Origin of the sequence: Streptomyces sp. NBC_00090 (assembly GCF_045160815.1) — a bacterium.
Classification (GTDB): domain Bacteria; phylum Actinomycetota; class Actinomycetes; order Streptomycetales; family Streptomycetaceae; genus Streptomyces.
In genome coordinates this window covers 2,694,063-2,715,157 of the sequence record NZ_CP108224.1, presented here as the reverse complement: position 1 = coordinate 2,715,157, position 21,095 = coordinate 2,694,063, and the positions used below count along the sequence as shown (strand labels likewise).

8 protein-coding genes are annotated in these 21,095 nt (G+C 74.7%); all 8 read left to right on the top strand.

Annotated features, from left to right (window positions below; all coding sequences use genetic code 11):
- Positions 1–47: 47 nt before the first annotated feature.
- The 8 genes from OG361_RS11930 (at position 48) to OG361_RS11895 (ending at position 21,060) form a co-directional block, all read left to right on the top strand.
- Positions 48–308 (top strand): acyl carrier protein, encoded by a 261-nt coding sequence (locus tag OG361_RS11930; RefSeq protein WP_024758534.1) that lies wholly within the window; start codon positions 48–50, stop codon positions 306–308.
- Positions 305–1,357: a 3-oxoacyl-ACP synthase III family protein gene (locus OG361_RS11925; protein WP_384562160.1), complete on the top strand. Its 1,053-nt coding sequence runs from the start codon at positions 305–307 to the stop codon at positions 1,355–1,357. The genes OG361_RS11930 and OG361_RS11925 overlap by 4 nt, the downstream gene beginning before the upstream one ends.
- Complete coding sequence (locus tag OG361_RS11920; protein WP_405853295.1) at positions 1,357–3,258, top strand: HAD-IIIC family phosphatase; 1,902 nt, start codon at positions 1,357–1,359, stop codon at positions 3,256–3,258. Before OG361_RS11925 ends, OG361_RS11920 begins: the two co-directional genes overlap by 1 nt.
- Positions 3,248–3,538, top strand: coding sequence for an acyl carrier protein (locus OG361_RS11915; protein WP_405853294.1), 291 nt, complete (start codon positions 3,248–3,250; stop codon positions 3,536–3,538). The genes OG361_RS11920 and OG361_RS11915 overlap by 11 nt, the downstream gene beginning before the upstream one ends.
- Positions 3,535–4,290 (top strand): 2-oxo acid dehydrogenase subunit E2, encoded by a 756-nt coding sequence (locus OG361_RS11910; RefSeq protein ID WP_384562168.1) that lies wholly within the window; start codon positions 3,535–3,537, stop codon positions 4,288–4,290. Before OG361_RS11915 ends, OG361_RS11910 begins: the two co-directional genes overlap by 4 nt.
- Positions 4,287–5,618, top strand: coding sequence for an FAD-dependent monooxygenase (locus OG361_RS11905; protein WP_405853293.1), 1,332 nt, complete (start codon positions 4,287–4,289; stop codon positions 5,616–5,618). The genes OG361_RS11910 and OG361_RS11905 overlap by 4 nt, the downstream gene beginning before the upstream one ends.
- Positions 5,611–11,940 (top strand): SDR family NAD(P)-dependent oxidoreductase, encoded by a 6,330-nt coding sequence (locus tag OG361_RS11900; protein ID WP_405853292.1) that lies wholly within the window; start codon positions 5,611–5,613, stop codon positions 11,938–11,940. The genes OG361_RS11905 and OG361_RS11900 overlap by 8 nt, the downstream gene beginning before the upstream one ends.
- A 69-nt stretch (positions 11,941–12,009) precedes the next feature.
- Entirely contained in the window at positions 12,010–21,060 is a 9,051-nt protein-coding gene (locus OG361_RS11895; protein WP_405853291.1) for an SDR family NAD(P)-dependent oxidoreductase, read from the top strand.
- Positions 21,061–21,095 lie beyond the last annotated feature (35 nt).

The window sequence follows — 21,095 nt, the reverse complement described above, 5'->3', positions numbered from 1 at the left end:
ACCGCGCCGGAGCGGATGAATCTGCCGTGGTGAAGGGGTTATTGACGATGGCACAACTCACCCTGCGGGAGCTGGGCGAGATCCTGCTCGAGTTCCAGGACCGGGAGTCGCCGGGAGTCCTCGACACCGGCAGCCTCGATGTCGTCTTCCAGGACCTGGGGTACGACTCGCTGGCCCTGCTCCAGACCACCGGCCGTATCCAACGCGAGTACGGCGTCGAACTGGACCGGGACGGGGTGGCCTCGGCGGAGACGCCGCGCGCTCTGCTCGACCTGGTCAACACCACATTGACTGGAGCGACGGCATGAGGCTCACCGGATTCAGCGAAGTGCTGCCGGGCGAACCCGTCACCAATCGGGACATGGCCGAGCGGTTCGGCCTGCACGAGAAGTGGCTGGACATGATGACCGGGAACCGCACCCGCTACTTCTGCGCGGCGGACTCCCCACCCTCGGTACCCAAGTCGACCGGCGACCTCGCCGTCGCCGCCGCCACCGCGGCCCTCGCGGACGCCGACGTGGACGTCGCCTCCCTCGACTTCCTCGTCCTGACCACCGCCTCTCCCGACCACCTGATGCCGGCCACCGTCAACCTGGTCGCCGACCGCATCGGGCTCAACGACGTCCCCACCTTCCAGCTCATGTCGGGCTGCGCCGGCGCCCTCACCGGCCTCTACACCGCCCGCGCCCTGCTCGCCTCCGGGCTGCGCCGCGGCCTGGTCATCGGCGCCGACACCTGCCTCAACTTCTTCCCCTCCAGCGGGGCGATCGAGTCGATGTCGCCCGCCGAGCTCATCAACTTCGCGCTCTTCGGCGACGGAGCGGGCGCGGCAGTCGTCGACGCCGACCCGGACGGCCCCGGCCTGCTCGTCGAGCACCTCTTCCTGCGGACCACCGGCATGGGGCGCAAGCCCGCGCAGACCGCCCGCTGGTTCGGTGTCGAGGGCGCCCCCCTCCTCGACGGTCCCGAAGGACCGCACCGCGAGTCCTGGGGCGAGGAGGACTACAAGGCCATCGAGCACCACGTGCCGGAGCACGCCGAGTCCATCTTCAAGGAGCTCACGGCGGAGACCGGCTGGCAGCTCGACGAGGTCGAGCACGTCCTCCTGCCGCAGCTCAACGGCGTCATGACGGACTCCATCCGCAAGCGCCTCGGCGTCCGCCCCGAGCAGGCCGTCAACTGCGTCGCCGACACCGGCAACAACGGCAACGCCGTCCCCTTCATCCAGCTCAACCGGGCGATGCGGCGCATCCGCTCCGGCCTCGGCGTCGAAGGACGGCTCCTCGTCGCCAACGTCGAGTCCTCGAAGTGGATCACCTCGGGCCTCGCGCTGCGCCACCAGAGCGGAGCCCGGTGATGACCGGCGACGCCCTCACCGAACTGCGCGCCCTCAAGCGCGCGGGCATCGCGGACGCCGCCGACCGCGTCCCCGGACTCCTCCGCTCCCTCGACGACGCCCTCGACCGCGAGGCCGCGGGCATGCTCCTCGGCGGCCGGGCCGTCCGGGCCGCGCTCGCCTCCTCCGGCCGGTACACCCCGGTCGCCCTGGGGCTCCTCGCCGGCTCCACCGTCGACCCGCTGCCCCACCTGCTGACCGCCGCGCTCCTCGCCGAGGGCATCCAGCCCGAGACCGGCACCACCGGCTTCAACCAGTGGCGGTTCGAGATCCTCTCGGGTGCCCCGAACCTCAAGGAGCTCGCCCCCGCGGTCACCGCCTGCCTCCTCGACGACACCGCCGTCTTCGAGAAGGTCGCCGACCCGCTGGACGCCGCCGAGGTGGAAGCCCGGTGCGCCGCCCTCCCCGCCGAACTCGACGCCTGGCTCACGGCCTTCGAGGGCGCGCCCGGCGGCGTCGCCGTACTCAACACCCTGCCGCTGTCGGCGCTGCGCCGCGACCGTTACGTCGACTACGCCACCAAGGCCCGCGTCGAGGCGGCCTGGCACCGGATGAACGCCGGCATCCTCGACCTCGCCGCCCGCCCGAACGTCGTGGTGCTCGCCACCGAGAGCCTCGCCGAACGCGCCGGCTCGCAGGCCGCCACCGACCGGATGCGGCACATCGGGGGCCACGCCTGGAGCCAGGAGTTCCTCGACGCGTACGCCCGCGAGGTCGCCCGGGTCGTCCTGGCCCGCCTCGGCCGCGCCAGGAAGTGCCTCGTCCTCGACCTCGACCACACCCTGTGGGGCGGCGTCGTCGGCGACGACGGGATCCCCGCCCTGAAGATCGGCGGCTCCTTCCCGGGCTCCGCCCACGCCGAACTCCAGTCGCTCGCCAAGGACCTGTCCCGCCAGGGCGTCCTGCTCACGGTCTGCTCCAAGAACGACGACGCCGTCGCGCGCGAGGCCGTCGCCACCCACCCCGACATGGTCCTCGGCCCGGACGACCTCTCCGGCTTCCGCGCCAACTGGGACCCGAAGCCCGGCAACGTCGCCGCGCTCGCCGCCGAACTCAACATCGGCACCGACTCCATGGTCTTCGTCGACGACAACCCGGCCGAACGCGGTCTCATGGAGGCCCAGCGCCCCGAGGTCGCCGTCGTCGCGCTGCCGGACGACCCGGCGGGGTACGCCTCCGCCGTCGCCCGGGCCGGCTGGTTCAACCAGTTCGCGCTCACCGACGAGGACCGGGTCCGGGGCTCGCTCTACCGGGCCCGCGCCCAGCGGGACGAGCTGCGGCAGACCGCCGTCAGCGTCGAGGACTACCTCCGGGAGCTGGCCTCCGAGATCACCGTCGAGGAGTACGGGACGCTCAACGGCGCCCGCATCACGCAGCTCTTCGGCAAGACCAACCAGTTCAACCTGACCGGCATCCGCTACGGCGCCGACGAGGTCGCCCGGCGGGTCGAGACCGGACAGGCCGCCTTCTTCGGCGTACGGGCCACCGACGCCTTCGGCGACAACGGACTCGTCGGCGCCCTGGCCCTCGTACGGGAGCCGGCCGCCCCGGACGGTGACGGTGACGGGGACGGCGGCGGTGACTGGACGATCGAGAACTTCGTCCTGTCCTGCCGGGTGTTCTCCCGCTCCATCGAGCACACCGTCGTCGGCCTGGTGCTGCGCGCCGCACGCGACGCGGGCGCCCCCGGCGTCCGGGGCCGGCACGTCCCCACGGCCAAGAACGGCCGCTTCGCGGACTTCTACCCCTCCCTCGGATTCACCGGGCAGGACGGCGACTTCCGCCATGACCTCACTCAACTCGCCGAACTGCCCGACTGGGTGGCGGTCGGCACCGGCGAAGGGAAGTTCCATGCCCCCTGAGGCGAACACCGACGAAGCCCCGGTCCACGACGAGGCCGCCCGGGCGACCGTCGTCGAGGCCGTCGCGCAGCTCCTCGACGTCGACGAGGACACCCTCGCCGCCGACACCCCGCTCCAGGCGGTCGAGGGCTGGGACTCGGTCAACCAGCTGCGGATCCTCGTCTACCTGGAGCGCGAGCTCGGCGCCCCGCTCGACTACGACCGGTTCACCGTCGCCGAGACCATCGGCGACCTGGTGTCCCTCGTCGCCGACACCCAGGCCGCCGGAGCCCGGGCATGAGCGCGGTCACCTCGCCGCTGCCCGCCGCCCGCAAGCAGACGTACGTCTTCCTCGAGGACGCCCGGCGCACCTCCCACGTCTATCTGATGACCGAGGTCGACGCCACCGCCCTCCGCGCCGCCCGGACCCGCGCCGCCACACCGGTCAGTTACGTCAGCTACGTCGTCAAGGCCACCGCCGACGTGCTCGCCGACTACCCGGACGCCCGCGCCGTCATCCTCGGCGGCCGGTCGCCGAAGCTGACCACCTCGCCCGAGGTCCACGCCAAGGTGCTCTTCGACAAGACCGTCGAGGGCCAGCGCTGCGTCGTCTCCGGCATCGTGCGGGACGTCCAGGCCCTCGACGTGACCTCCGTCCAGTCCGCCATCGACCTCTACAAGACGGCGGACGTCGACGACCAGGGCCCCTTCGCGAACATCAAGCGGCTCCAGCGGCTGCCGCTGCCGGCCTTCCGCGCCGTCTACCGGACCATGATGCGCAACCCGGTGCGCCGGGCCGCCCTCCAGGGCACCTTCGCCGTGACCTCCATCGGCCACGAGCAGGTCGGCGCCATCCTGCCGCTCATCACCGGAACGCTCGGCCTGGGCGTCGGCCACATCGCCGACGCCCCCGTGGTGCGCGACGGCGCCGTCGCCGTCGCGCCCGTCTTCACCCTCTCGCTCGTCTTCGACCACCGCGTACTCGACGGCGCGATGGCCGCCGAAATCCTCGCGGGCATCAAGAACCGCCTGGACAACTGGGAGTTGGCATGACCGAATCCGCCCACCGGGGCAGCTCCGCCGGAATACCCGACGAGACCGACGTCCTGATCGTCGGAGGCGGCCCCGCCGGCTCCCTGCTCGCCTGCCTGCTGGCCCGCCGAGGCATCCGCACCGTCCTCGTGGAGAAGCAGACCAGCCTGGAGCGCAGCTTCCGCGGCGAGACGATCGCCGCGCCGTCGGTGGCCTCGCTCAACCAGCTGGGCTTCGGCCCCGCCCTGCGCGAGCACGGCTTCCTGGAGACCACCGCCGTCACCACCATCGCCGAGCAGCGCCCGGTGCTGCGCGTCGACTACTCCAAGTTCGCCGGCCTCCCGCTGCCCATCGACATCCCGCAGCCCGCCCTGATCCGCATCTTCAACCAGCACACCGCCGAGCTGCCCGGCCACGTCTACCTCTCCGGCTGGTCCTTCGCCTCCCTGGTCGAGGAGTCCGGCACCGTCCGCGGCGCCGTCCTCTCCCGGCGCGGCGAGAAGGTCTCCGTACGCGCCCGGCTCGTGATCGGCGCCGACGGCCGCTTCTCCAAGGTCCGCAAGGCCTCCGGTCTCGTCGCCGACGTCCAGCCGATGGCCCGCGACTTCCTCTCCTTCCTGGTGCCCCGCCCGCCGGAGTGGGGCAGCGAGGCCCAGCTCGTCATCGAGGGCGACCGGCACCTGGTGGTCCTGCCGACCTTCCCCGACTCCCTGCGCATCGGGCACAACCTGCCCAAGCGCGGCCTCGGCGACCTGCGGGCCGCCGGCTTCGACGCCTTCAAGCGCGGCATCATGGCGATCTCCCCGCAGCTCGCCCCGCTCGTCGACGAGCACCTGCACACCTGGGACGACACCGGCTTCCTGGAGATCTTCACCGCCGAGCTGGAGGAGTGGGCCCGCGACGGCCTGCTGCTCATCGGGGACGCCTCGCACACCGCGACCCCCATCCTCGGCCAGGGCGTCAACCTCGCGATGCAGGACGCCATCACGATCGTCCCGGTGATCGCCGCCTCGCTCGCCAGGGGCGGGCAGGACCGGGTCGTCACCAAGGCCGAGCTCGCCGACTTCGTCGCCGCGCGCCGCGCCCACAAGATCCACGTCACCGGCTTCCAGCGGATGCAGGAGGGGCTGCTCGCCATCGGCGACCCGCGCGGCATCCGGCTGCGCCGCCTCCGCTTCCGGGTGCTCAACTCGCTCCCCGGCAAGTACCGGATCTTCAACAAGGTCATCAACGCCCGGCACGAGATCGACCCCGTCGACCTCGCCGCCGCCCAGACCGCCCCGGCGCCCGCCCCCGCCGCCGCCCCCGCGACCGTCAGCCCGATCCTGCACGAGGTGAGCCGTGACTGACCTGCCGCAGAACGACGACACGTACACCGGCCCGAGCGCCGACGCGTACGACGGCCCGAGCGCCGACGCGTACGACGATCCCGAGAAGCTCATCGCGGTGGTCGGTATGGCCGGCCGGTTCCCCGGCGCCCCCGACGTCGACCGCTACTGGCAGCTCCTGATGGAGGGCGAGGAGGCGGTACGCCCCGTACCGCCCGAGCGCTGGGACACCTCGGTCCAGCTCGACCCCGTCAAGAAGATCCCCGGCATCGCCGGACTCGTCGACGGCGTCGACCAGTTCGACCCCGGCTTCTTCGGCATATCGCCCCGCGAGGCCGAGGAGCTCGACCCGCAGCAGCGCCTCATGCTGGAGGTCGGCTGGCAGACCCTGGAGGACGCGGGCATCCCCGCCTCCCGGGTCCGCGGCACCCGCACCGGCGTCTACGTCGGCGCCCTCTGGCACGACTACGAGCTGGCCCGCAAGGAGCGCGGGGTCCAGACCACCCAGCACAGCGCCGTCGGCAACGGCCTCGACATCGTCGCCTCCCGCCTCTCGTACTTCCTCGGCCTGCGCGGCCCCAGCCTCGTCGTCCAGACGGGCTGCTCCTCCGCCCTGGTCGCCCTGGACCTCGCCGTCGCGGCCCTGCGCTCCGGCGACCTCGAAGGGGCCTTCGTCGGCGGCGTCAACCTGATCCTGATGCCGGACAACTCCGTCGGCCTCACCCACTTCGGCGGGCTCTCGCCGGACGGCCACTGCCGGGCGTTCTCCGCCCAGGCCAACGGCTTCGTCCGCGGCGAGGGCGCCATCAGCCTCTACCTCAAGCGGCTCGACAAGGCCCGCGCGGACGGCGACCGGATCCACGGCGTCATCGTCCACAGCGCCGTCAACAACGACGGCGGCGGCCACAGCCTCGTCTCCCCGAACGTCGAGGCCCAGGCCGAACTGCTCCGCCGGGTCTACGCCGACGCGGGCGTCCACCCCGACCGCCTCGCCTACGTCGAGGCACACGGCACCGGCACCCTGCGCGGCGACCCGATCGAGGCCGAGGCGCTCGGCACCGCGCTCGGCACCGCCCGCGGCGCCGAGGCCGGCCCCCTCCTCATCGGCTCGGCCAAGACCAACATCGGCCACCTGGAGGCGGCGGCCGGACTCGCCGGCATCGTCAAGACCGTCCTCGCCCTCAAGCACCGCACCATCCCGCGCAGCCTGCACGCCGAGGAGCTCAACCCGAACATCCCCTTCGGCGAGCTGAACCTCAAGGTCGCCTCCGAGCGGGCCGAACTCCCCGACGACGGCACCTGGTTCGCCGGCGTCAACTCCTTCGGCTGGGGCGGCACCAACGCCCACGTCGTCCTCCGTACGCCCCCGGCGCCGGAGCCGCCGGCCGCCGTCGACCCGGGCCCGCTGCTGCTGCCGCTGACCGGACACAGCGACGCGGCCCTGCGGCAGCGGGCCGCCGACCTCCTCGACGCCCTGCCCGAGGACACCGCCACGCCCGGGGCGGCGGCCGAGGTCGTACGCCTCACCGCGACCCTCGGCCGGGAGCGCGACCACTTCGCCGCCCGCGCCGCCGTCGTCGCCGAGGACGCCACCGAACTCCGCGACCGCCTCCGGAAGTTCACCGAGGAGCCGGAGGCCGAGCTGCCCGGCACCTTCACCGGGCGCGCCAAGGAGCGCGGCAAGGTCGCCTTCGTCCTCCCCGGCCAGGGCTCCCAGTGGGCCGGCATGGGCCAGGAGCTCTACGAGCGGTCGCCGGTCTTCGCCGAGACCGTACGGCGCTGCGCCGATGCCCTGCGTCCGTACATCGCCTGGGACCTGACGGCCGTCCTCTCCGGCGCCGCCGGCGACGAATGGCTCCAGCACAACGACCAGGTCCAGCCCACCCTCTGGGCCATGTCCATCGGCATCGCCGAGCTGTGGCGGGCCGCCGGCGTCGAGCCCGACGTCGTCGTCGGACACAGTCAGGGCGAGGTGACCGCCGCCACCATCGCGGGCCACCTCTCCTACGCGGACGGGGCGCGCATCATCGCCCTGCGCAGCGCGCTCGCCAAGCGCACCGCAGGCCGCGGCCGGATGCTCGCCGTCGACCTCGACGTCGAGGGCGCCCTCAAGGCGCTCGACGGCTTCGAGGACACCGTCTCGCTCGCCGTCAACAACGGACCCTCGTCCTGCGTGCTCTCCGGCGACACCGACTCCGTCCTCATGCTCCGCGAACTCCTGGAGGCCGACGGCACCTTCTGCCGCCTGGTCAACGTGGACTACGCCTCGCACTGCCACCACATGGACGAGCTCACCGACGAGCTGATCGATTCCCTCGCCCCGATCCGCCCCCGGCGCGGAGCCGTCCCCCTGATGTCCACCGTCGTCGGCCGCGAGCTCGACGGCGACACCCTGGACCCCGCCTACTGGGCCGCCAACCTGCGGCAGCCGGTGCTCTTCGCGGACGCCATGGGCAAGCTCCTCGACGCCGGCGTCACCCACGTCGTCGAGATCAGCCCCCACCCGGTGCTCTCCCCGGCCGTGGAGCAGCTCGCCGCCACCCGCCAGGAGCCGGTCGCCGTCCTCGGCAGCCTCCGCCGCCAGGAGGGCTCCCTCGGCGACTTCACCCAGGCGCTCGCCCGCGCCTACGTCCAGGGACTCGCCCCCTTCGGCGCCCTGCCCGCCCGGCCGGGCGCCCCCGTGCCCGCCTACCCCTGGCAGCGCTCCCGCTTCTGGCTGCCGGACGCGGTGCGCCGTACCGCCGGACCCGGCGGGCTCGCCTTCGAGTTCTCGCCGGCCACCACCGAGCAGGACGTCCACGAGGGCCGCACCGAGCTGTCCCTGCACGAGCTGCCGTGGCTGCGCGACCACCAGGTGTACGACGCCGTGGTGCTGCCGGGCGCCGCCATGCTGGCGCTCGCCGTCGCCGCCGCCCGGTCCCGCACCGGGGAGAACCCCGGCGCCCTGCACACGGTCCGGTTCCGCAGCGACCTCACCCTCACCGACGAGCCGGTCCGGATCGGCGCCGTCTGGCGCGAGGACGGGGCCGCGTCCGCGGGCTTCACCCTCAGCTCGCTCGCGCCCGGCGCGGACGGCTGGACCCGGCACGCCACCGCCCGCGTCGGCGGGGACACCGACCCCGACCTGCCCGACTTCCCCGGACGCCCGGCGGACGCCCGCGAGGTCGAGCCGGACGCCTTCTACGCGGCCTGCGGCGAGCGGGGCCTCAACTACGGGCCCGCCTTCCGGGGCCTGCGGTCCCTGCACCTCGGAGAGGGGGCGGCGCTCGCCGAGGTACGGCTGCCGGACCGCTGCCTCGCCGGGGTCCGCCCCGGCGAGCTGCACCCCGCCCTGTGGGACGCGGCGCTCCAGGTCACCCTGGCCCTGCTGCCCGGCGACGCCACCGTGGTCCCCACCGCCGTCCGGCGCGTCGACTACGCCCTGCCCCGCGACGCCCAGGTCTCCGCCCTCCTGTCGTACGCCGTCCGCAACGACGACGACACCTTCGACCTGGTCTGCTACGACGAGGACGCACGGCCGCTGCTCCGGATGGCCGGCCTCGCCTTCCAGACCATCGAGACGGCCACCGCCGAGGGCGTCGACCCGGCGCGGCTGCACCGCTTCGCCTTCCTGCCCGCCGAGGAGACCCCCGAAGCCCCCGACCGCGCCGCCGGCCACTGGGTGGTCTGCGACGCCTCGGGCCACGGCGACCGGCTCGCCGCCGCGCTCACCGCCGCCGGCGCCACCGTCGACGTCCTGCCCGCCGAAGGGACCGACCCCGCCGCCGCCCTGCGCGGCAGCGAACACCCCGCGGACACCGCCGGCCTCGTCTTCCTCGCCCCCGGCGCCGACCGTGGCCTGGACGCCCAGCGCGCCGGCCTCCTCACCCTCGCCGGGACCGTCGGGGCCGTCACCGCGCTGCCGGTGCCGCCCCGGACGTTCGTCGTCACCGACGGCGCCCAGTCCGTACCCGCCGACGCGACCCCCGACGCGGCGCCCGACCCGGGAGCCGCCCTCTACTGGGGCTTCGGCCGGGTCCTGCGCCGCGAGCACCCCGAACTCGCCGCCACCCTGCTCGACGTCCGCACCACCGCCGACGGCTGGGCCGAGGAGTGCGCCCGGCAGCTGCTCGTCGCCGATGCGGAGGACCAGGTCGTCCTGCGCGGCACCGACCGTCACGTCGGGCGGGTCGTACGCGGCGAGGAGCAGGGGGACGGCGTAGCCGCCCCGTGGGCCGGCCCGGCCCAGCCCTTCCGGCTGAGCCCCGACGGCACCGGCCTCTGGGAGGGGCTCGCCTTCCGCCCGTACACCAGGACCGCGCCCGCCCCGGGACAGGTCGAGGTCGAGGTCACCGCCGCCGCCCTCAACTTCATCGACGTGATGAAGGCCATGGGCACCTACCCCGACACCTCCGCCGGAGCCGGCCTCATCGGCGGCGAGTGCGCCGGCGTGGTCGCCGCCGTCGGCCCCGGCGTCACCGGCCTCGCCGTCGGCGACCGGGTCGTCGCCTGCGGCTTCGGCGCCGTCGCCTCCCACCTCACCGTGCCCGCCGGGCACGTCAGGCCCGTCCCCGCGGAGCTGACCGACGCGGAGGCGGCGGGGCTGCCCCTGGTCACCGCCACCGCCTGGTACGCGCTCGCCGAGCAGGCCGGTCTGGAGGCCGGCGAGACCGTACTGATCCACTCGGCGGCCGGCGGCCTCGGGCTCGCCGCGGTCGGCGTCGCGAAGGCCCTCGGTGCCACCGTCATCGCCACCGCGGGCACCGAGTCCAAGCGGGCCGGGCTGCGCGCCCTCGGCATCGACCACGTCTTCGACTCCCGGGACCTGTCCTGGGCCGAGGACGTCGCCTGGGTCACCGGCGGCCGGGGCGTGGACGTCGTCCTCAACTCGCTGTCCGGCGCCGCGATCGACCTCGGCCTCGCCGCGCTCGCCGAGGACGGCCGCTTCGTCGAGGTCGGCAAGCGCGACATCTACGCCTCCCGCACCATCAGCCTGCGTGACTTCGCCAAGGGCATCAGCTTCTCCGCCGTCGACGTCGCGGGGCTCATCACCCGGCGCCCGGAGCGCTTCGCCCGGCTCCTGGACACCGTGTGGCAGCGGGTCACCGACGGCACCCTGCCGCCGCTGCCCGTCACCCCGTACGCCTTCGACCGGGCCGCCGAGGTGCTCCGCACCATGGCGCGCGGCGAGCACACCGGCAAGCTGGTCCTCACCGACCCCGGCCGGGTCACCGCCGTCGTACCGGAGCCGCTCCCCGAGGGACGGCTGCGCCCCGACGCGAGCTACCTCCTCAGCGGTGGCCTCGGCGCGCTCGGCCTCTCCCTGGCCGAACACCTCGCGGACCACGGCGCCCGCAGCCTCGTCCTCCTGGGCCGCTCCGCACCCGGTGACGCGGCCCTGCGACGCATCGAGGCGCTGCGGGTGCGCGGCACCACCGTCACCACCTTCCCGGTGGACGTCGCCGACCGGGACGGCCTCGCCGCCGTCCTCGACCGCGTACGGGTCGAACTGCCGCCACTGCGCGGTGTGTTCCATGCCGCAGGTGTCCTCGACGACGCGGTCGTCGCCAACCTCACCGGCGCCCAGCTGGACAGGGTCCTCGCCCCCAAGGTGGACGGCGCCCGGCATCTGGACGCCCTCACCGAGGACGATCCGCTCGACCTGTTCGTCCTCTTCTCCTCGGTCGCCGGCCTCGTCGGCAACCCCGGACAGGCCGGCTACGCGGCCGGCAACGTCTACATGGACGCGCTGGCCCAGGCCCGACGGCACCGCGGCAGGCCCGCGCTCGCCGTCCAATGGGGCCCCTTCGCCGACATCGGCCTCGCCGCCGACGAGGCGATCCGCGGCGAACGCCTCGCCGACCACGGCATGACCGGCTTCACCGCCGCCGAGGGCTGGCAGGCCCTCTTCCACCTCCTCGACGCCCCCGGGCAGGTCGTGTCGTACGTCCCGCTGGACGCCCGGCACTGGTTCGACGCGTACCCGGAGACGGCCGCACAGCCCAGCTGGCGTGCCATCGCCGAGCTCGCCAAGGACGGCAGCGGCGGCGGCGCGGGCGGCGCCGAGGAGTTCCTCGGCCGGCTGCGCGGCGCCGGGGACACGGAGCGGCCCGTCCTCGTCGAGGGCAAGATCCGTGAACTCGCGGGCCGTGTACTGCGGCTCGAGGCGGGCTCCATCGACCGTGAAGCTCCTTTCAAGTCACTTGGGTTGGACTCACTGATGAGCCTGGAGCTGCGCAACCGCCTCGAAATGGCCTTCGGGATGAAGCTGTCGCCCACGCTGCTGTGGACCTACGGCACCACGGCGGCCCTGGCGGGAATGCTCACCGGACGCCTCGGCGGAACGGAAGACGCCCACCCGTAGGACGAGTGGAGCTCCGCCCGGCTCCTTGGAACCACGTCAGAACGTATGCCGACCGCGAGGGACCTTCTTGTGACGACGCAACCGACCCATGAGGAATCGGCAGACCGGACGACCGGTGCCGGGCGAAGCACCACCACCCCGCTCAGCCGCGCGATGGACACCATCAAGCGGCTGCGCGGAGAGCTCGAAGAGGCCCGTTCCGGGCAGAGCGGACCGCTCGCCGTCGTCGGCGTCGGACTCCGCCTGCCCGGCGGCATCGTCGACCTCGACGGCTACTGGACGGCACTGTCCGAGGGCCGCGACCTGGTCGCCCCGATGCCCGAGCACCGCAAGGGCCCGTTCGCCGCGGAGTGGGACACCCTCCCGCGCCGGGGCGGCTACCTCGACGAAGTACTGGAGTTCGACGCCGGGTTCTTCGGCATCAGCCCCCGCGAGGCCCGCAGCCTCGACCCGCAGCACCGGCTGCTCCTCGAAGTGGCCTGGGAGGCCCTGGAGGACGCGGCGTTCGCACCCGAGTACCTCTCCGGCCTCCGGACCGGCCTCTACGTCGGCGTCACCGGCCAGGACTACCGCGACTGGCAGCCCGCAGGCCAGGAGGACGCCTACTGGCTCACCGGCAACGGCCACTGCTTCGCGGCCGGCCGGATCGCCTACACCATGGGCCTGATGGGCCCGGCCGTCGCCGTCGACACCGCCTGCTCGTCCTCGCTCACCGCCGTCCACCTGGCGGGGCAGGCGCTGCGCCGCGACGAGTGCGACGTCGCCATCGCCGCCGGCGTCAACCTGATCCTGTCGCCCCGCTCCACCCGCCTCATCCAGCAGACCAACTCCCTCTCCCCGGACGGTCTCTGCAAGACCTTCGACGCCCGCGCCAACGGCTTCACCCGCGGCGAGGGCTGCGGAGTCGTCGTCCTCAAGCGGCTCTCCGAGGCGCTCCGCGACGGCGACCGGGTGCACGCCGTGATCCGCGGCAGCGCCGTCAACCAGGACGGCCGCTCCTCCGGCTTCACCGCCCCCAACGTCCGCGCCCAGATCTCCCTCATCAAGGCCGCGCTCGACGACGCCGGTCTGACCCCCGGCGCGATCGGCGCCCTGGAGGCGCACGGCACCGGCACCGCGCTCGGCGACCCGATCGAGGTCGAGGCGATCGTCGAGGCCCTCGGCCGCCGCGACGGCGGCGCGCCGCTGCGCATCGGCTCCGTCAAGACGAGCATCGGCCACCTGGAGGCCGCCTCCGGCATCGCCGGACTCATCAGGGGAGTGGCGTCCGTCAAGCGGCGCGCGGTCCCGCCCGTCGTCCACCTGGACACGCTCAACCCCCGCATCGACATCGAGTCCACCGGTATCGAGTTCCCGCGCCGGGAGACGGAGTGGACCGGTGAGGACGGCGCGGGCGACTGCCTCGGCATCAGCTCCTTCGGCATGAGCGGCACCAACGCCCACGTGGTCCTCGGCCCGCTCACCGCCGAGGAACTCGCGGCGACCGCGACAGGCTCCGCCCCCGTCACCGGTTTCGAGATCACCGCCCGCAGCGAGGACTCCCTGCGCGCCTGGGCCGGCCGGCTCGCCGACCGCCTCGCCGAGCTGCCCGATGAGGCCTACCCGGCCTTCGCGTACACCGTCACCGAGGGCCGCGCCCGCCACTCCGTACGCGCCGGGATCACCGCCGGGGACCCGGCCGCCGCGGCCCGCGCCCTGCGCGCCCTCGCCGACGGCGCCGACTCCGAGGCGGTACGGCTCGACGGCACGACCCCGGAGGCCCCCGCCACCGCGCTCCCGCGCCGGGTCGCGGACCTGCCGGCCTACCCGTGGGAGCGGGTCCGGTACGCGCCGGAGACCGCCGCCCCGGCGACACTGCGCTCGGCCGACCCCATCGCCGCCTCCACCGCCGGCCCCACCGCCGACACCGCCGACTCGGCCGCCTCCACCGCGGAACCGCTGCCCGCGCTCGGCGTCGAGTGGGTCCCGTACACCCCGGCCCCGACCGCCCCCGACACCCTCCGCCCCCTCGTCGTCGCCGGTGACGACGGCGCCGCCGTCGCCCTGCTCGCCGAGGCCGCCCGCACCGCCGGCCGTACCGTCGCCGTCCTCGACACGCTCCCCGCCGGCACCGAGGAGTGGGCCCGGGTCTGGGACGAGCGCCCCGGCGACCTGCTGCTCGCGCTCGCCGCAGGCCCGCTGCCCGACACCCTCGACGCCACCGCGCCCACCGCGCACGCCGCCGCCCTCTGCGGCGCGGCGACCACCGCCGTCCGCGCCCTCCCGGCCGGCACCGGCCGCGTCCACCTCGTCACGGCGGGCGTCCGCCAGGTCACCGGCTCCGACCCGATCGCCGCCGCCGACCACGGCGTGCTGCACGGCCTCGCGCCGGTGCTCGCCCTGGAGTTCCCCGACACCTGGGGCGGGATCCTCGACCTGCCGGCCGTCCCGGACGCCGCCGACGCCACCGCCGCCCTGACGGCGCTCGCCGAGGACTCCGCCGAGGACCTGATCGCCGTCCGCGCCGGAGCGGCCCACGCCGCACGGCTGCGGCCCGCCGCCGAGCCGCTGCGCCCGCTGCCCGTCCACCCCGACGCCACGTACCTCCTCACCGGCGGACTCGGCGCGATCGGCACCGGACTCGTCCGCGACCTCGCCGCCCGCGGCGCCCGGCACCTCGTCCTCCTCGGCCGCCGGCCGCAGGACGAACTGCCCGCCGACGCCCGGGAGCTGCTCGCCGAACTCGCCGAGGCCGGCGTCGAGGCCGTGTACGCCCCCGCCGACACCGGCGACGCCGCCCGCCTCACCGAGGCCCTCGCCGTACTCGACGGCATGCCGCCGGTACGCGGAGTGGTCCACGCGGCCGGCAGCATCGACCGGCTGCCGCTCGCCGAGGCCGACGAGTCCACCTTCGCCACCGCCCTCGCCGGCAAGTTCACCGGCGCGGTCTGGCTGCGCCTCCTCGCCGCCGACTGGCCGCTCGACTTCCTCGTCCACCTCTCCTCCGTCTCGGCGGTCTGGGGCACCGACGGCTACGGCGCCTACGCCGCCGCCAACGGAGGCCTCGACGCGGTGGCCGCGCTCGGCGCCGCCGAGGGCACGCCCGCGACCAGCGTCGCCTTCGGGCCCTGGGACCTCGACGGCATGGCGAGCCCCGAGGCCCGCGCCCTCCTCGCCCGCATGGGCGTCAGCCCCGTGGCCCCCGCCGAGGGCTTCGCCGGACTCGCCGGAAACGGCACGGGCGCCCACACCGTCGCCTGCCGCCTGGACGCCGAGCGCTTCCGCACGGTCATGAACTCCGTACGAGCCCGGGCCCTGTTCGACGGGCTCACGGGGGCGGACACGCCCACCGGCGCCGCGTCCCGAACCCCCGCAGAGTCCCCGGCCGCCGCCTTCGCACAGGAACTCGCCGAGGCCCCCGAGCACCGCCGCCTCACCCTCGTCACCCGCCGCACCCGCGAGGTCCTCGCCGAGATCCTCGGCCACGACGACCCCACCGCCCTCCCCGAGACCACCGGCTTCCTCGACCTCGGCCTCGACTCGATCATGGCCGTCGACGCGGCGGCCGCGCTCACCGCGACCCTCGGCGTCGACGTCGGCATCGGCGACATCTTCGGCCACCCGACCGTCGAACGGCTCTCCGCCGAGCTGACCGGCCGCCTCGACGGCCGCACCACCGCCCCCGCGCCGCGCAGGGCCCCGGCCGCCCGCCCCGCACCCGCCGCCACCCCCGTACCGGAGGCGACGGCCGAGCAGCCCGAGCACCCCGACCAGGAGCCCATCGCGATCGTCGGCATGGCCGGCCGCTTCCCCGGCGCCGACTCCGTCGAGGAGTTCTGGTCCCTGCTCGACGAGGGCCGCGACGGCGTCGGACCCGTCCCCGCCGACCGCTGGGACACCGGCACCCTCCACGACCCGGCGGGCGCCCGCCCCGGCTCCATCTCCACCGACCAGGGCGGCTTCCTCCGCGACATCCGCCGCTTCGACGCCGCGTTCTTCGACATCCCGGCCCGCGAGGCCGAGAGCCTCGACCCGCAGCAGCGGCTGCTCCTCGAAGCCGCCTGGCACGCCCTGGAGGACGCCGGCACCGACCCGAAGTCCCTCGCCGGCAGCCGCACCGGAGTCTTCGTCGGCATCTCCAACTCCGACTACGCCCGCGTCCTGGAGAGCGGCGGCCTGGAGCCCCTCGACGCCTACTTCGCGACCGGCACCGCGCTGAACGCCGCCGCGGGACGGCTCTCCTACTACCTCGGCGCCCAGGGCCCCGCCCTCGCCGTCGACACCGCCTGCTCGTCCTCGCTCGTCGCCCTGCACCTCGCCGTCCGCTCCCTGCGCTCCGGCGAGACCGACCGGGCCCTCACCGGCGGCGTCAACGTGATCGCCGCACCCTCCTGCTCGGTCGCCGTCAGCCGGGCCCACATGCTCGCGGCCGACGGACGCTGCAAGACCTTCGACGCCTCCGCCGACGGCTTCGTACGGGCCGAGGGCTGCGGAGTCCTCGTACTCCGCCGCCTCTCCGACGCCCTGCGCGACGGCGAGCAGGTCCTCGCCGTCATCCACGGCAGCGCCGTCAACCAGGACGGGGCCTCCTCCGGCTTCACCGCCCCCAACGGCACCGCGCAGCGCCAGGTCATCCGGGCAGCGCTCGCCGACGCAGGCGTCGAAGGGGCCGAGATCGGCTACCTGGAGGCGCACGGCACCGGCACCTCGCTCGGCGACCCGATCGAACTCGAAGCCGCCTGGGACGTGTTCGGCCCCGGCCGGCGCCCCGGCGAACCCCTGCTCATCGGCTCCGTGAAGAGCAACATCGGCCACTGCGAGTCGGCCTCCGGCATGGCCTCCGTCTTCAAGACGGTCCTCGCCCTGCGCAACGGCCGCATCCCCGGCGACCTGCACTTCGAGAACCCCAACCCGCACGTGCCGTGGCGCGACATGAACGTCCGCGTCGTCGACTCCCGCGCCACCTGGGCCCCGGGCGACGTCCCGCGCCTGGCCGGCGTCTCCGGATTCGGCTTCTCCGGCACCAACGCCCACATCGTCATCGGCGAGGCACCCGCCGTCGAGCCGCAGGAACCGCCGCGCACCTCCGCCGACGGCCTGCTGCTGCCCCTCTCCGCCCCCGACACGGCCGGCCTCGACCGGCTCACCGAGCAGTGGCGGCGGACCCTGGAGGAGGCCCCCGAGGAGGCACTCGCCCAGCTCACCGCCACCGCAGGGGCGGGCAGGGCCCATCTCCCGGTGCGCCGGGCCGTGTTCGGCCGCGACCGCGAGCAGCTGCTCACCGCGCTCGCCTCGGCGACCCCGGCGTCCGGCCCCGCCAAGGCGCCCAGGGTGGCGTTCCTCTTCTCCGGCCAGGGCGCCCAGTACTTCGGCATGGGACGCGAACTGTACGAGACGGAGCCGGTGTTCAGCGCGGTCTTCGACGCCTGCGACCGGGCCCTCACCCCGCACCTCGGCGACTCGCTCCTCAACCTCGTCTTCTACGGCGAGGACCCGACCGTCGTCAACCAGACCCGGATCACCCAGCCGGCCCTCGTCGCCCTGGAGCTGGCGCTCGCCGCGCTCTGGGAGTCCTGGGGCGTTCGCGCCGTGGCCGTCATGGGCCACAGCGTCGGAGAGATCGCCGCGGCCGTCCACGCCGGGGTGATGAGCCTCGACGACGGCATGACGCTGATCGCCCACCGCGCCCGGCTCATGCAGTCCACCGCACCCGGCGGCATGCTGTCCGTCCCGGCCGCCCCGGAGACCGTGGCCGCCTGGGCCGCCGAGGCCGGAGTCGACGTCGCCGCCGTCAACGGACCGGAGTCCGTCGTCGTGGCCGGCCCCTCCGACCGGCTCGACACACTCGCCGGACGCCTGCGCGAGCAGGGTGTACGGTGCCGCCCGCTGACCGTCTCGCACGCCTTCCACTCACGGCTGATGGACCCGGTCCTCGACGAGTTCCAGCAGGCCCTCGAGGGCCTGGAGTTCGGCGCCCCGAAGCTCCCCGTCATCGCCAACGTCACCGGCACCGAGGCCGGCCCCGACACCTTCACCCCCGCCTACTTCGCCGACCACATCCGCCGCCCCGTCCAGTTCGTCGAAGGCGCCCGAGCGCTGAGCGACCTCGACGTCGACGTGCTCCTGGAGGTCGGCCCCGACCGCACCCTCGTCAACCTCGTCCGCGCCGCAGGACTCACCCCCGACGGCGGCTCCACGCCCTCGCTGCGCCGCGGCGGCCAGGACCGCGCCGTCCTGCTCGGCGCCGCCAAGACGCTCTACGAGCGCGGCCAGCGCCTCGACTGGGCGAAGATCACCGGGACCCGCACCGGCCGGGCCGACGCCCCCCGCTACCCCTTCGCCGACACCGCGTACTGGACCACGGCGGGCAGCCGGTCCACGGGCGCAGGCACCTCCGGATCCCCGGCCGTCCGCGCCGGCGCCGGCCGCCACTGGGGCGCCGAACTCCGCTCGCCCGGCCTCACCGGCCGCGCCTTCTCCTTCGAGCGCAGCTCCGGCTTCCCCGCGTACCTCACCGACCACCGCCTCTACGGCACGGTCGTCACCCCGGCCGCCTCCCACCTCGCCACCGTCCTCTCCGCCCTCGGCGGCGACGGCAGCCCCGTCGTCCTCCGCGACCTGATCTGCCCGCGGGCCCTGGTCATCAAGGACGGCGAGGAGTACGAGGCGCAGATCGTCGTCGACCGGCCCACCGAAGGCGGCGGCGCCGAACTCTCCGTACAGAGCCTCCTCGACCCCGAGCGCGGTGTCTGGCAGAAGCACATCGGCGGCCGGTACTCCAGCAGCCCGGAGGCCCACCGCCCGCCGGCCGAGAGCCGTACCGCGTTCATCGACTCCAGCGACCGGCACCTGACCCGGGCCGAGTTCTACGACTACTTCCGGGAGCTCGGCTACACCCTCGGCCCGTCCTTCCAGTGGATCGACGAGGTGTGGATCCGCGGCGACGAGGCCCTCGTCCGCTACACGATGCCCGAACTGCCGGACGACCCGGCCGGATACGAGCTGTACCCGGGCCTGATCGACTCCTGCTTCCAGAGCATCGCCGTCTTCCTCGTCGACGACGGAGCCGTCGAGGCCCCCTCGCTCGCCATCCCGTTCGCCGCGAAGGAGCTCTCCTTCCACGGCCGCCCGCTCACCGGCGGCGAGCTGTGGGGCCGGGTGCGCGTCCTGCGCGCCGAGCCCCTGCCGAACGACCGGCTGCGCGTCGAGACCGCCGACCTCCACCTGTACGCCAGGGACGCCGCCACCGGCGCCGAGCACAGCGTCTTCACCGCCGACGAGTTCCGCATCCGGCACGCCTCCCGGGCCGTCCTGGAGGCCAGCCTCCGCGGCGACGGCCTCGTCCACACCCTCGACTGGGCGCCGCTCACCGAGACCCCGGCGACCGGCGGAAAGCTCGCCGTCCTGGTCCTCGCGGACGAGGACGGAGCCGCCGAGCTCGTCGCCGCGCTGACCGCCGCCGGACACCGGGCCCTCGTCCACACCGGCGAGCTGCCCGCACACCCCGACGCCGACCTCGTCGTCGACGCCCGCTGGGCAGCCCCCGGCACCGGCGACGCGGGCCACGCCCTGCACGCGGCCCAGCTGCTCGCCGCCGGCCTGCGGACCCTGCCGCAGACCCTCCCGTACGTCCTGGCCGTCGACGGTTCCGCCGGACGGGCCCCGCTCCGCGAAGCCCTGTTCGGCATGGCGACCGCCCTGGAGGCCGAACAGGCCGACCGCAGGCTCACCCGGGTCCGGATCGACGCCGCCCACGCGGCCCGGCCCCTCGCCGAGCTGCTCGGCGCACTGCCCGGGGAGACCCGGCTCGCGCTGACCGACGACGGCGTACGGGCCGCCAGGCTCGTCAAGGTCCCGGCCGAGGCCGACGGGGACCGCCCCGCCGGCGGGGCGCTCGTCACCGGCGGACTCGGCGCCCTCGGCCTCGCCGTGGCCACCGCCCACGCGGCCCGCGGCGGCGACCGGATCACCCTGATGGCCAGGTCCGCGCCCGGCACGACCGAGCAGGGCGTCATCGACGGACTGCGCGCCTCCGGCGTCCGCGTCACCGTCGTCCGCGGCGACGTCACCGACCCCGCCGACGTGGCCGCCGCCGTCGCGGCCGCCACCGCCGACGGACCGCTCGGCACCGTCTACCACCTGGCCGGCGTCAACGCCGACGCGGCCTTCGGCTCCCTCACCGACGCCTCGTACGAGAAGGTCTTCCACGCCAAGGCACGCGGCGCGGACGTCCTCGCCGAGGCGATCACCGGCCACGACCCGCGCGCCCTGGTGCTGTTCTCCTCGGTCTCGGCCGTGCTCGGCGCCGCCGGACAGGCCAACTACGCCGCCGCCAACGGCTACCTCGACGGACTCGCCGAACGGCTCCGCGCCACCGGCGTCCCCGCCGTCAGCGTCAACTGGGGCCCCTGGGTCCCGGAGGCGAAGGGCGGCATGGCGGCCGCCGCGGCCGTCGAACGCGCCGCGGGACGGCTCGGCATCCGGGCCCTCTCCGACGCGGACGCGGCCACCCCGCTCGCCTTCGCGACGGACGCCCCGCTGGCCCGGCTCGTCGTCGTCGGCCTCGACCCCGCCCGGTACGCCGAGCAGAACGCGGGCCACGCCCGCGCCGCCCTGGTCGCCGAACTCACCGGCCCCGCACCGGCCGCCGAGCGCTCCGAGGCCGACGCCGCCGAACCGGCCGGCTGGATCACCGAGCGGCTGCGCGGCACGGACGAGGAGGAGCGCGAGCACGTCCTGCGCGCCGCGGTCCGCTCGCTCGTCGCCCGGATGCTCGGCTCCGACGACGGACTCCCCGCCGACGGCTCCGCCGACGCCGAGGGCTTCTCCGAGCTCGGCCTCGACTCGATCATGGCGATCGACCTGCGGGCCGCCCTCGCCCACGCGATGGGCAGGGACCTGCCGGCCACGGTCGCCATCGACCACCCGAGCGTCCTGTCGATGAGTGAGTTCCTCCTGGCCGAGGACGCGGTCTCACCGGCCGCCCTCGCCACCCCCGCACCGGCGACGACGCCGGTGTCCGCCCTGGTGCCCAGCACCGCCGACACCCCGCAGGCCGGGCCGTCGTCCGAGGAGCTCGACGAGCTCTCCCTCGACGATCTGCTCAAGGCCGTCCACGACGACCTCTCCCAGGAGCGGTGAGCAGGCGATGAAGGCGATACCGATACCCCCGCACA

Excerpts from the sequence above, each read along its gene's own strand:
- OG361_RS11920 (WP_405853295.1), top strand. The coding sequence starts at position 1,357 with ATGACCGGCGACGCCCTCACCGAACTGCGCGCCCTCAAGCGCGCGGGC.
- OG361_RS11925 (WP_384562160.1), top strand. The coding sequence starts at position 305 with ATGAGGCTCACCGGATTCAGCGAAGTGCTGCCGGGCGAACCCGTCACC.
- OG361_RS11930 (WP_024758534.1), top strand. The coding sequence starts at position 48 with ATGGCACAACTCACCCTGCGGGAGCTGGGCGAGATCCTGCTCGAGTTC.
- OG361_RS11905 (WP_405853293.1), top strand. The coding sequence starts at position 4,287 with ATGACCGAATCCGCCCACCGGGGCAGCTCCGCCGGAATACCCGACGAG.
- OG361_RS11915 (WP_405853294.1), top strand. The coding sequence starts at position 3,248 with ATGCCCCCTGAGGCGAACACCGACGAAGCCCCGGTCCACGACGAGGCC.
- OG361_RS11910 (WP_384562168.1), top strand. The coding sequence starts at position 3,535 with ATGAGCGCGGTCACCTCGCCGCTGCCCGCCGCCCGCAAGCAGACGTAC.